The 12792-nt window shown below is 52.1% G+C and carries 11 protein-coding genes; all 11 read left to right on the plus strand.

The window, feature by feature from the left end; genetic code table 11:
• The first annotated feature begins 86 nt into the window (after positions 1 to 86).
• Complete coding sequence (locus AB1I67_RS06440; RefSeq protein ID WP_367028980.1) at positions 87 to 1493, plus strand: HAMP domain-containing sensor histidine kinase; 1407 nt, start codon at positions 87 to 89, stop codon at positions 1491 to 1493.
• 52 nt (positions 1494 to 1545) lie between these two features.
• Positions 1546 to 2820 carry a hypothetical protein gene (locus AB1I67_RS06445; RefSeq protein ID WP_367028981.1) on the plus strand — a complete coding sequence of 425 codons (1275 nt, stop codon included), beginning with the start codon at positions 1546 to 1548 and terminating at the stop codon, positions 2818 to 2820.
• Between the two features lie 780 nt (positions 2821 to 3600).
• Entirely contained in the window at positions 3601 to 3948 is a 348-nt protein-coding gene (locus AB1I67_RS06450) for a sensory rhodopsin transducer (protein ID WP_367028982.1), read from the plus strand.
• A 12-nt stretch (positions 3949 to 3960) separates the two neighbouring features.
• On the plus strand, positions 3961 to 5187 hold the full coding sequence (locus AB1I67_RS06455; protein WP_367028983.1) for an L-rhamnose isomerase: 1227 nt from the start codon (positions 3961 to 3963) through the stop codon (positions 5185 to 5187).
• A gap of 17 nt (positions 5188 to 5204) precedes the next feature.
• Positions 5205 to 6164: an aldo/keto reductase gene (locus AB1I67_RS06460; protein WP_367028984.1), complete on the plus strand. Its 960-nt coding sequence runs from the start codon at positions 5205 to 5207 to the stop codon at positions 6162 to 6164.
• 28 nt (positions 6165 to 6192) lie between these two features.
• Entirely contained in the window at positions 6193 to 6747 is a 555-nt protein-coding gene (locus AB1I67_RS06465) for an L-2-amino-thiazoline-4-carboxylic acid hydrolase (RefSeq protein WP_367028985.1), read from the plus strand.
• Positions 6747 to 7721: an aldo/keto reductase gene (locus AB1I67_RS06470; RefSeq protein WP_367028986.1), complete on the plus strand. Its 975-nt coding sequence runs from the start codon at positions 6747 to 6749 to the stop codon at positions 7719 to 7721. The genes AB1I67_RS06465 and AB1I67_RS06470 overlap by 1 nt, the downstream gene beginning before the upstream one ends.
• Before the next feature lie 14 nt (positions 7722 to 7735).
• Complete coding sequence (locus AB1I67_RS06475) at positions 7736 to 9259, plus strand: FGGY-family carbohydrate kinase (RefSeq protein ID WP_367028987.1); 1524 nt, start codon at positions 7736 to 7738, stop codon at positions 9257 to 9259.
• Positions 9260 to 9266: 7 nt separating this feature from the next.
• Entirely contained in the window at positions 9267 to 10541 is a 1275-nt protein-coding gene (locus AB1I67_RS06480; RefSeq protein WP_367028988.1) for an L-serine ammonia-lyase, iron-sulfur-dependent, subunit alpha, read from the plus strand.
• A 123-nt stretch (positions 10542 to 10664) separates the two neighbouring features.
• A complete protein-coding gene (locus AB1I67_RS06485) occupies positions 10665 to 11735 on the plus strand; it encodes a LacI family DNA-binding transcriptional regulator (RefSeq protein WP_367028989.1) in 1071 nt (356 codons plus the stop codon).
• An 87-nt stretch (positions 11736 to 11822) separates the two neighbouring features.
• Positions 11823 to 12779, plus strand: a complete 957-nt coding sequence (locus tag AB1I67_RS06490) for an ABC transporter permease (protein ID WP_367028990.1) — start codon at positions 11823 to 11825, stop codon at positions 12777 to 12779.
• The last annotated feature ends 13 nt before the right edge of the window (positions 12780 to 12792 follow it).

Raw genomic sequence — 12792 nt, forward strand, 5'->3', positions numbered from 1 at the left:
GGATTGCCTGTCTGGCGGGAATCGTGTATAATTGGTGCATAACATCAAAACAGGCGGCAGCGGAGCAGAAAATGGAGAGGTAGGATATGAAACATTCCCTGTATTTAAAATTTATATTAGGCTATCTGGTCTTTGGTCTTTTGGGATTTACCGCCATTGGAACCTTATCTGCCCGCCTTATGCACAACCATCTGGTGGAGGAGCAGGCGGAGGCCATGTATGACGAGGCGAACCTGATCGCTTCCTCCTACAGCAGCGTTTACCAGGGCAAGAAGCAGGATCTGAACTCTGCATACCCGCAGCTTCAGGCGGTGGCGGAGTTCGTGAAGGCGGAGATCTGGGTGGTGAACCGCCAGGGGATCGTGGTGGTGGACAGCGACCGCTCTGCCAGGACCGGTACGGTGATCGAGGATTTCGACCCGACGGCTACCGGGAACAAGTCCTACTGTATTGGAGATTATTACGGGCAGTTCCCCTATGATGTGCTGAGCGTGTCTGCCCCGATCACGGGCAATTACAACACCTACGGGTATGTGCTGGTGCATCTCCCCATGTCCCAGATCGGCGAAGTGAGCAACAGCCGGCTGAACGTAGTGTATATCTCGGCAGCTATCATATTTGTATTGTCGCTGATCATTTTGCTGGTATTTACTAAGACGGTGTATTTTCCGCTGAAGAAGATCACGGAGGGCGCCAATGAATACGCAGCCGGGAACCTGGAGTACCATATTGACTTAAGCAGCCGGGATGAGATGGGGTATCTGGCGGCTACGCTGAATTACATGTCAGACGAGCTGAATAAGATGGAGGAATACCAGCGGACCTTTATCGCCAATGTGTCCCATGATTTCCGTTCGCCGCTGACATCCATCAAGGGGTATCTGGAAGCGATCATCGACGGGACTATCCCGCCGGAGATGTATGAGAAGTATTTAAAACGGGTGATCACCGAGACGGACCGGCTGACGAAGCTAACCCAGGGTATGCTGACCTTAAACTCTTTAGACAGCCGGGGCTATCTGTCACGGAGCAATTTTGACATCAACCGGGTCATCAAGGACACGGCGGCGTCCTTTGAAGGGACCTGTGACGCCAAGAACATCACCTTTGACCTGACATTTTCAGATAATATCCAGATGGTGTATGCGGACCTTGGGAAGATCCAGCAGGTGCTCTACAACCTGATCGACAATGCGATCAAGTTCAGCCACCCGGATTCCACGATCTATATACAGACCTACGTCCGCAATGAGAAGCTCTTTGTGTCGGTGAAGGATACGGGGATCGGTATCCCCAGGGACAGCGTGAAGAAGATCTGGGAGCGGTTCTACAAGTCGGATCTGTCCAGAGGCAAGGACAAGAAGGGGACCGGTCTTGGACTGGCGATCGTGAAGGAGATCATCCAGGCCCATGGGCAGAATATCGATGTGATCAGTACCGAAGGAGTGGGGTCGGAGTTCATCTTCTCGCTCCCGCGGGCGACGAATCTGTGAGCGTGCCGCAGAGGGATGGGAAGGATGTGCCCGGTATGAAACGTAAGAAAGCATGGAACAGGCAGTGGATGGGATATATGAGATGACGGTGAAAAGCATAAACGATATGAGGGAGGCGACGACTGTGGAGTTTACAGGAGAGAAAAGACAGATGGACGGCGGAAGCCGGCGGAAGAGTTTTAAAGGACGGCTGAAACGGATACATGCCCTGCTGACGGCGGCGGTACTTACGGCAGTCCTTACGGTTTTGGGCGCGGGAAGCGTCCTGGCGGCGGAGGAGCGGGCGAAGATCACAGATATCAATCTGAATATCAATTCCACCATTGAAGCGGGAAGCAGCAGCGGGCGGGTCTATGTGACCACCAGTGACACCACGTACCGTGTGGGCGGTGTTGAGATACTGAACGATGATGATGACTGGATGGGCGGCATGACGCCGCGGGTATCGGTGGAACTGTATGCAAACAGCGGTTATTATTTCTCCGACACCAGCAAGAAGATATTTTCATTTTCCGGAGATGACGCGTCCTATGTGACGGCCCGCCGGGAGGATGACAAGTCCACTCTGGTACTGACTATGAAGCTTGACAAGCTTGACAACGGGGATCTGAGTGTAGAGGGCGCAGTCTGGGATGAAGGTTCTGGGACGGCCTCCTGGGATGAGAACCCGGCAGCCAAGTATTATCAGGTGAAGCTGTACCGTGATAATTCCTCTGTGACCGGGATACGTACTACATATGAGACTTATTTTGAATTCGCTGGGAGTATTACCCGGCGGGGAGACTATTATTTTACAGTGCGCGCAGTGGGCAGCGGCTCCGAAAAGGGCGACTGGGAAAGCTCCGACAGCTGGTATGTGACGGCCTATGAGGCGGATGATCTAAGCTATGGTTATTCGGACGGCCCCGGAGGCAGCAGCCATCATTCAAATGGAGGCCCTGGCGTGAGCGGGGGCAGCGGAGGTCCTGGCGGCGGTTATAACCCGGGTCCCGGAGGATGGGGCAGCGGAGGCAGCGGAGGCCCTGGAGTATCCGGAGGCAGCGGCGGTCCAGGCGCATATGGAGGCGTAAATACCGGAGGCGGCAATCACTGGTGCCTGGACACGAAGGGCTGGTGGTATCAGTATTCAAATGGCTCCTATCCGGTCAATTGCTGGCAGCAGATCGACGGCAAGTGGTACTGCTTTGGGCAGGACGGTTATATCCGCTGTGGGTGGATCGACTGGAATGGAAAATGGTATTATACGGATGCCAGCGGAGCTATGCTTCAAAATACCCGGACGCCGGATGGGTTTTATGTTGGCGGGGATGGGGCGTGGATCCAGTAAAAAGTTTGGGTACTATGTAAACGAGTATCGCAGCAATGGTGCGAGATTTGGAGATATCTGTGGCAAAACTTGATATAGCAAGTTACCAGCCATTGGTAGTTGAGATAAAGGAATTAATGCAAAAACCAGAGGAAATTGTAAAAAGATTAAGGATATTTGAGGAAGAATAAATATTAAAAGTTGATGTAAGAGGATAACATTACCTTGAAATAACCCTCGTTTCAGTAAACTCTGGCAGGCGATAGCAGACTTTAGAAAGTGGCAGACGGCAAAAACAGACCGCCTGCCGCTTTTACGTATACAACTCCCGAAAGTTTTTAGAATTGCGATAAAAGAAGTGGGTTTGAAAACGTTTTTCTAGTAAAAACCAATACTTAAACAAAAATACCCCCGTTAGTTGTGCTGTATGCACAATAAAAAACCAAATATATTGTATAAAATATGCTAAAATAAAAATTATATTGACAATTCAGAAAAGGCGATCTATAATAAAAACAAGAAATTTGGAAAACGTTTTCAAAAAACGTGCAATATTTACAAAAAGTGAATAGCCAAAAACACAGCAGGGGCAGCAGAAGAAGCAAAAACAGCAAAAAAAGCAGACCCAGTACGTGCAGTTTCAATGGCTGCTGACAGCAGAAAACCATTATAAGCCGAAACCTGGAAAATATCAGGTCACCTGGGCAATAGAAGGGCATCCGATTTGCTGTCAATCTTGAAAACGTTTTCTGATTTTAGACGAAGCAGAGTGTAACTATTTATGAGATTGGAGATGGTGCGATGAACAGGTGGTATATCCCGGATGCATTTTATCCAGGCACATGCAGCGGAACGGCTTACGTGAGCCATGAGGCAGTCTGTTTTTTGAATGTGACGGACAGGGATGCTTATGTGAGCCTGACGCTCTATTTTGAGGACAGGGACAAGATGGGAGGATTTTCTGCGGTGGTCCCGGCGGAGAGGACCGTACATCTGCGTCTGGACCGGCTGGTCGGCGAGAACGGGCAGACGGTGCCGAAGGATACCCCCTACGCCATCATGATTGAGAGCGCGGCAGAATTAAAGGTACAGTATACGCGAGTTGATACGACCCAGGCCGAGCTGGCGGTCTCGACGACCATGGTATGAGGAGGTTCCAGGATGAGTGCAGATGTAGAAAAGAATTATGAACTGGCAAAAGAGCTGTATGCCCGGTATGGGATTGACACGGATGCGGCTCTGGAAAAACTGGCAGAGATCCCGTTGTCCGTCCACTGCTGGCAGATTGACGATCTGACCGGTCTGGAGGATTTCGAAGGAAAGCTGACAGGAGGGATTGCGGCGACGGGGAATGCCGGGGGGAAACCCAAGTCTGCGGCGGAATATTTTGAACAGTTGGAAGAAGCCCTGAAGCTGATCCCGGGCAGGAAGAAGGTGGCGGCGCACGCGATCTACCACAATGCAGGAAAGACGGTGGACAGGGACCAGATCGAGCCGAAGCATTTTGAGCACTGGGTGGACTTTGCGAAGAAGATGGGCATTGGTCTGGATTTTAACCCTACTTATTTCAGCCATCCCAAAAGCGAGGATGGATTTACCCTTTCCAGCAATGACGAGGAGATCCGGCAATTTTGGGTGGAGCATGGAAAACGCTGCCGGAAGATTGGGGAATATTTCGGAAAAGAGCTGGGGCAGACCTGCTATACCAACCACTGGATCCCGGATGGATACAAGGATATCACCGTGGATAAGCTGGGACCGCGAAAACTCCTTGAGAAATCGTTGGATGAGATTTTTGAAGAAAAGATCGATCCCAGGTACAATGTGGATTCGGTGGAGAGCAAGCTGTTCGGCCTGGGAAGCGAATCCTACGTGACCGGTTCCCATGAATTTTATACCAATTATGTGGCCCACAAAAAGAACTGTATCATCTGTATGGATGCCGGTCATTTCCATCCCACAGAAGTGATCTCGTCCAAATTAAGCTCTTATCTGGTCTTTGACCAGGAGATCATGCTGCATGTGAGCCGTCCGGTGAGATGGGACAGTGACCATGTGACCATCCTGGATGATGAGACAAAAGCGATCATGGAAGAGATCTCAAGATGTGATGCGTTTGATAAGGTTCACATCGGGCTTGACTTTTTTGACGGGAGTATCAACCGCATTGCAGCTACAGCCATAGGCGGGAGAAGCGCGAAAAAGGCGATCCTGCTGGCGCTTCTGCAGCCGGAAAAAGAGCTGCGGCAGGCAGAACATGAGGGGCGGTTCACCCGGAGGCTGGCGCTTTTGGAGGAGATAAAAGGGCTTCCCTTCGGGCTTGTATGGGACAAGTATTGTGAGATGTGCGGCTGTGACCGGGATGACTGGATCAGACGGTACGAATAAAGGAAAAGAGAAGAAAAATGAAAAAGATCAAGATTAAGAACACAGATCTGGAGCTGAGCGCGATTGGATTTGGAACAGTCAACGCAGGACTGTCCTGGGACCATGAGGAGGCATTCCGGATGTTTGAGAATTACCTGGAGGCAGGAGGGAACCTGATTGACACGGCCCATGTGTATTCTGACTGGATCCCTGGTGAGACGGCCAGGGCCGAGCGGGTGGTCGGAGAGTGGATCAGGGACCGGAAGAGGACAGACGATTTTATCCTTATGACCAAGGGCGGGCATCCCAGGAGCGAGACGATGCATATCAGCCGCCTGTCCAGGCAGGAGATGGAAGCAGACTTAAATGACAGTCTGGAGAAACTGGGCGTTGACTGCGTGGATATCTATTTTTACCACAGGGATGATGTGAACCGGAGTGTGGAGGAACTGGTTGAAACCATGGAGGAGTTTAGGCGGAATGGAAAGATCCGCTACTACGGCTGCTCCAACTGGACCACCGCCAGGATGAAAGAGGCCGACGCATATTGTAAGTCAAAAGGATACAGAGGCTTTGTGGCAAACCAGGATATGTACAATATCGGTGTAAAATATATGAATCCGTTTTCCGACCCGACGATGGTGGTCTGTGATGAGGAGATGCTTCAGTATCACCGGGAGTCGGACAATCTGCTGATGCCGTATATGGGAGTGTGCAGCGGTTTCTTTCATAAATTAAGAGCAAAAGGCAGCGAGGCGGTACAGGACAGCTGCTACCATACGGCGCCCAACTTGGAGATCGCCGGTCATATTTACCGGCTGTGTGAGCAGAAAGGCTATACGATCACGCAGGCGCTGATGGGGTTCTTTGCGGTCCAGGATTTTGACGTGCTTCCTCTGGCAAGCGCGGATGACCAGGGACAGTTTGAGGAACTGAGCAAAGCCATGGCAACAGAATTTGATGCGGCGGATTACGGATTTTTAAAGAAAATCATATAAAAGAAAAGCAGGAGGGGTTGGAGAAAACATGTTAAAGACAGAAAACAGGGAAGAGAGAGCGCAGTACAACAAAAAGGATACCTATACCTATGAGGAGGTACGTCCATTGATCGAGGCAGCCATGGAGGACCGGGCAAGATATCTGGGATTCTTTTACAAGGTGATGCCGAAGGAGCTGTTTGACAAGTATGCGAAAAAGGCTTTGTATGCATATGGCGAATATAAGGCGTTGGGCTTAAAGGCCGGAGCCGGCCGTGAAGGGGACCCGCAGGGGCTGGCCGAGTTTTTGGTGGGCTGCAACAGCGTAGCCAACACTCTGGCGGTAGGAAACCAGATCATTGAGAAAAACGACGAGTATACCACGGTCAGGATGGAGGGCAAATGTGCTCTGGTCCAGGGCTGGGAGAAGATGGGATTTTCACCGGAGGAGGTGGAGTATCTCTGCGATATCGCCAGCTATGGGGATTATGGACATGCAAATGCCCTGGAGCTGCAGGGAACCTGGCTGTGCACCAGCGCCCAGAAGGGCTGCGATTACTGCGACTTTAAAATTGAAAAACTAAAAGAGAAGACGGTCGTCTGATGAAAAAGATCATACTTGGCAGCAGCGGGATCGAAGCGTCGGAGATCGCGCTGGGATGCATGAGAATCTGCAGAAAGCCTGTGGACGAGGCGGAGAGGCTGATCCTGACGGCGCTTGACGAGGGGATCAACTATTTTGATCACGCGGATGTGTATGGATTTGGGGATTCTGAACTGTATTTTGGCGAGATCCTCAAGCGGCATCCGGGAATGAGGGAAAGGCTGTATCTCCAGACCAAATGTACTCTGATCCGGGACGCGGAAAAGACGCTGTACTTAGACACGTCGAAGAAGCATATTTTAAGGTCCGTGGACGACAGCTTAAGAAGGTTTGGAACGGATCATATCGATCTGTTTATGCTCCACCATCCAGACACGCTCATGGAACCGGAGGAGGTGGCGGAGGCATTTGATATTCTCCAGGCCAACGGAAAGGTGCGGTATTTCGGGGTCAGCAATTTCAAGCAGATGGAGCTTCAGTACTTACAGTCATGCTTGAACCAGAAGCTGGTGGTCAACCAGATGCAGCTCAGTGTTGCCCACACGGAGGTAATTGATTCTGCAAATTCTATCAAGCTGAATGAAAAGGATAATATCGACCATAATGGCTCGGTACTCACCTACATGAGGATGAACCACATGACGCTTCAGGCGTGGTCGCCGTTTCAGGTAGGGTTCTACGGCGGCGTATTTATGGAAGACGAGGGATATCCTGTATTAAATGGTGTGGTAAGGCATCTGGCAGAGAAAAAAGATGTTTCTCCGTCGGCGATTGCCATTGCCTGGATCTTAAACCATCCTGCAAAGATACAGCCCATGGTGGGCACCACGAACCCGGAGCGGTTGAAGGACATCTGCAGGGCGTGCAGTGTGAAGCTTGACAGAGCGGAATGGTACGAATTGTACAGGGCCACTTTGACGGATGAGAAGCGGGTACAGCTCGGCAACTCTGCGGGAGCTGCAGTTAAGAAGTGAAGAGGAGGGCCAACATGCCGTTCTTAATGGGGATTGATAATGGCGGGACATTTGTGAAGGCGGGGATCATGGATGAAACAGGCCGGATCATTGCGGTGGCGAAGGCGCCGGTACGGAATGTTTCGCCGGAGGCGGGATATACAGAGCGGGATATGGACGATCTGTGGGCTCAGAATGCCAGGGTCATCCGAAGCGCAGTGGAACGAAGCGGGATTGATCCGCAGGAGATAAAGGGGGTGTCGTTCTCCGGCCATGGAAAGGGGCTGTATCTGGTGGGAATGGATGGGAGACCGGCATACCGGGGGATCCTTTCTACAGATACAAGAGCCTGGGAATATGTGAAAAAATGGGAGGACGACGGCACAAAGAAAAAGGTTTTTGAGAAGACGTATCAGGATGTGCTGGTAAGCCAGCCGGTCAGTCTCCTGGCATGGTTAAGGGATCATGAGAGGTCCGTGATCGAGAACACGCAGTGGATATTTTCGGTCAATGACTATATCCGGTTCCGTCTTACTGGCAGCGCATGCGGTGAGTTCACAGTCTTTTCCGGAGGCAATCTGATCAATATGAACACATTTCAGTACGACCGTGAGCTCATGGGGCTGTTTGGACTGGAGGAGCTGTTTGAGAAGCTTCCGCCTCTAAAGCGATCCGCGGATCTCTGCGGCAGTGTAACTGGAGAAGCGGCCGGTGAGACGGGGCTTTTGGCGGGGACGCCGGTGGCGGCGGGAATGTTCGACGTGGACGCCTGCGGGCTGGCAGCGGGGTTGGATAATGAAGATGCGCTGTGCATGATCGCCGGCACCTGGAGTATCAATGAATATATCACAAAGGCTCCGATCACGAATGGAACGGTGGCTTTAAACTCCATGTACTGCATCCCCGGATATTTCCTTATAGAGGAGAGCAGCCCTACCTCCGCGGGCAATATGGAGTGGTTTATCGACAACCTGCTGTCCTGTGAGAAGGAAGCGGCAGAGAGAAACGGCGCAAGTATTTATGAGCTTACGAACCGGTGGGTGGAGGAGACGGACCCTGAGGGGATGAATGTAGTGTTTCTTCCGTTTTTAAACGGCTCCGGAGAGGACGCCCGCGCCACAGGCGTCTTTGCAGGACTGACTGGATTTAACACAAAAGCCCATATGCTGAGGGCTGTGTACGAAGGGATCGTGTTTTCCCATATGACGCATGTAAGACGGCTTTTGCAGAACCGTCCGGCGCCCGGTGCGGTGCGGCTTACAGGTGGTGCAGCCAGATCAAAGGTGTGGGTGCAGATCTTTGCGGACGCCTTGCAGCTGCCGGTTGAGACGGTGGTCTGCGAGGAGCAGGGGATCATGGGGGCAGCCATTGCGGCGGGAGTGGGGACTGGTGTGTTCTCCGGCTACGAGGAGGCTTCCAGGAGCACGGTCAAGGTGCGGGAGGTTGTGTATCCCAGACCGGAATACAGAAGGATTTATGAAAAGAAATATGACTGTTACAGGACGCTTATAGACGGGCTCTCCGGTATATGGGGGAAAATAGGACAGGCAAAGGAGTAGGAGGATCATGGATCAGGTGATTTACGACAGCTTTATCAATGTACTGGAGAAGGAGCTGGTGCCGGCACTGGGCTGTACGGAGCCGATTGCGGTGGCGTATGCGGCGGCAAAAGGCAGAGAGGTGCTTGGAGCCTTCCCGGAGAAGCTGACCGTCACGTGCAGCGGCAACATCATAAAAAATGTGATGGGAGTAGTAGTTCCGGCTACTGGAGGCCTGAGCGGGATCGAGGCCGCGGCCCTGATCGGGGCTGTGGGCGGAGATCCGTCTAAGGAACTGGAAGTGCTCGCATCTGTGACCGATGAAGACCGGGCAAAGGTGAGGGAGCTTCTGGCGAAGGACTTGTGTGATGTTAAGATATCCCAGAGCAAAGCCAGGCTTCATATTATCGTTGAGATGTACGCGGGAAGCCAGTCCTCCCTGGTGGAGATCATCCATACCCATACCGGGATCGTCAGGATTGAAAAAAATGGAGAGCTCCTTTACTCGGAAAGCTGTTATGAGGACGAGGACGGCGGCGCGGACCTGGATTACAGTTTCCTTAATATGGAGAACATTTACCAGTTTGCCAATGAGGTGAAGATCCAGGACGTGAAAGCCATACTGGACCGGCAGATCGAGTATAATACCCGGATCGCCAGAGCCGGGCTGACGGACCCTTACGGGGCCAATGTGGGAAAGACTTTGGTGGAGGTGTACGGCAGAAGCTTTGAGGTGATGGCAAAAGCCCTCCCGGCAGCAGGCTCCGACGCCAGGATGAGCGGGTGTGAGCTTCCTGTGGTGATCAATTCCAGCAGCGGCAACCAGGGAATGACGGCTTCCCTGCCCGTGATCGCCTGTGCAGAGGAGCTTGGGGCTGCGGATGAAAAACGATACCGCGCACTATGTATCAGCAACTTGACAGCCGTTTACCAGAAGCGGGATATCGGAAGGCTCTCGGCATACTGCGGTGCGGTGAGTGCAGGCGCCGGTTCCGGCGCTGGTATGATGTATCTGATGGGCGGCAGCCTGGAGGACATCTCCAATGTAGTTACGTACACCATCGCCAATGTGGGCGGCATCCTGTGCGACGGGGCCAAGTCCTCCTGCGCGGCGAAGATCGCTTCCTCCGTGGAGGCGGCGCTGGTGGCGATCCATCTGGCGGAGCGTCACAGAGGCTTCGGAAGCGGTGAGGGGGTGGTAAAGGACACGGTCACGGAAACCGTGGCAGGCATTTCTACAATTGCAAGAGAAGGAATGCAGATCACGGATGAGGTGATCCTGGATGTGATGGTGAATCATTGAGGAAAGGATGGTGGGAGACGTCCCCTTTGCGAGACATTGTTCGTTGACAAGGATTTACCGGAATGTTATCCTAATTAGTAATTGGGAATAATATCCAGATAAACAGGGGGGAGGAGTTACCGGATGAAGAAGATTTCTAATATAAAGACCGTTGCAGAGATGGCCCAGGTCAGTATCTCTACGGTGTCCAGGGTTTTGAATCATTCGGCTGATGTGAGCGATGAGCTGAAGGAGCGGGTGTTTAAAGCCATCAAGGAGACGGAATACAGCGTCAACCCGATCGCCAGTACCTTGAAAAGCGCGAAACGGAACCAGATCGCCATTGTTCTTCCGTCACTGCGGCAGACTTATTATACGGACATCATAAAAGGGGCCAGCGATTACTGCTATGAGCGCCAGATCACCCCGATTATACTGGAGACCGGCGGGGACGCCAAGAAGGAAGAGCGGATCATAGAGAATCTGGAAAAGCAGTGGGTGGATGGGATCATCTTCATTCCCAGCAGCAATGCCGGTACGCCCGGCTACATAGAGTTCATAGATTCTCTGAGGTTTTTGAAAAAACAGGAGAACCGGATTCCGGTAGTCCTGGCGGAATGCAGCGGACTTGGCGGCGGCCTGGACTGTGTGAGAGTGGATTACGAGGAAGCTTTTTACAAGATGACTTACCATCTGCTGGAGATCGGCAGAAAGCGTCTGGCATACTTGAGCTGCCCGGCCTGCTCGCCTCTCTATGATATCTGCCAGAGCGCATGCAGGAAGGCGGTCAGGGATTATGGCTGCGGTGAGGACGGACTGCTGATGGAGCATTCGGAATACACGATCCTGGGCGGATATGAGGCCATGCAGCGGGTGGTGGAACGGGACCCGTCCATCGACGGTGTTGTATGCACCAACGATCAGGTGGCAGCCGGCGCGCTTCACGCCTGTAAGGAATCAAGATCTGTAAACGCTGACAAGGTTGCTATTGTGGGATTTGGCGGAGTCGCCATGTCGATCATCACTACGCCGTCTATCACTACCATGATCGCGCCCCGGTACAATATCGGATCAGAGGCTACCAGAATCCTTTTTGAGAGGATAAATGGCAGCGACAAAGATCCGGAGGAGCTGATCCTTGCAACCCATATGGCGATCAGGGCGTCTACCCTGAGGACTGCATTTAAGAATATAGACACAATGTTTGCAGAGTAAAGTGAAATGATGGTCTGAAGACTGCGAGAGGATAACTGCTGTCAAACTAGAAAACGTTTTCAAGTTTTTTGTAAGGGAGGAATTGCGATGGGGAAATATGTTCTGAAAAGGCTCGGGATCGCCCTGATGACTTTTTTTGGAATCACCCTGTTGGCTTATTTGCTGACATCCATGATGCCGGGATCTCCGATTGACTTTATTGTCAGCTCGAATCCCAACATGACAGCGGAGCAGGTGGCTGCGCTGGAGGAGGAGATGGGCATCAACCAGCCGGTCGTTATCCAGTATGTGAGATGGCTGGGAGAATTTTTGCGGGGGAATCTGGGATATTCTTACAGGACAGGAAACCCGGTATTTGAAGAGATCATAGTAAAGCTGGGGGGGACCCTGCTGCTGGTTGGGGCATCCATGGCGCTTTCCCTGGCCGTTGCGATTCCTCTGGGGACGGTTGCGGCGCTGAAGCCCAATTCGGTGTTTGATTATATCTCATCAGGCCTGGCGTTTATCGGAAACTCTACCCCCGGTTTTTTTGCAGGTATGATCTTCATCTACTTTTTCTGTGTGAAGACGAACCTGTTTCCCATGGGCGGCATGTATACCAGCCCGTCCAACAAGACTACGGGAGACCTTTTGTACCATATGGTGCTTCCCTGTACGGCGCTGGCGCTTCAGCAGGTAGGCGGCTATATGAGGCATGTCAGGAGCAACATGCTGGAGACGATGGGAGAGGATTATATAAGGACTTCCAAAGCCAAAGGGCTGGGAAGCATCCGGGTCGTTATCGTACATGGGCTGAGAAATGCGATGATCCCCATTGTCACGGTGGTGGGAATGAACATTCCGCTGCTGATCGGCGGCTCCGTAGTAACAGAAACTGTTTTTAGCTGGCCCGGGATCGGTATGCTGATGACCACTTCCATCAACGCACGGGACTATCCCATCATTATGGGGGTGACGGTGATGGTGGCTACGGCGGTGCTGATCGGTAATATCCTGATCGACTTTATTTACTGTATCGTCGATCCAAGAATCAAATATTCATAGGGGGACAGGACGG

Origin of the sequence: Clostridium sp. AN503 (assembly GCF_040719375.1) — a bacterium.
Taxonomy (GTDB): domain Bacteria; phylum Bacillota; class Clostridia; order Lachnospirales; family Lachnospiraceae; genus Brotaphodocola.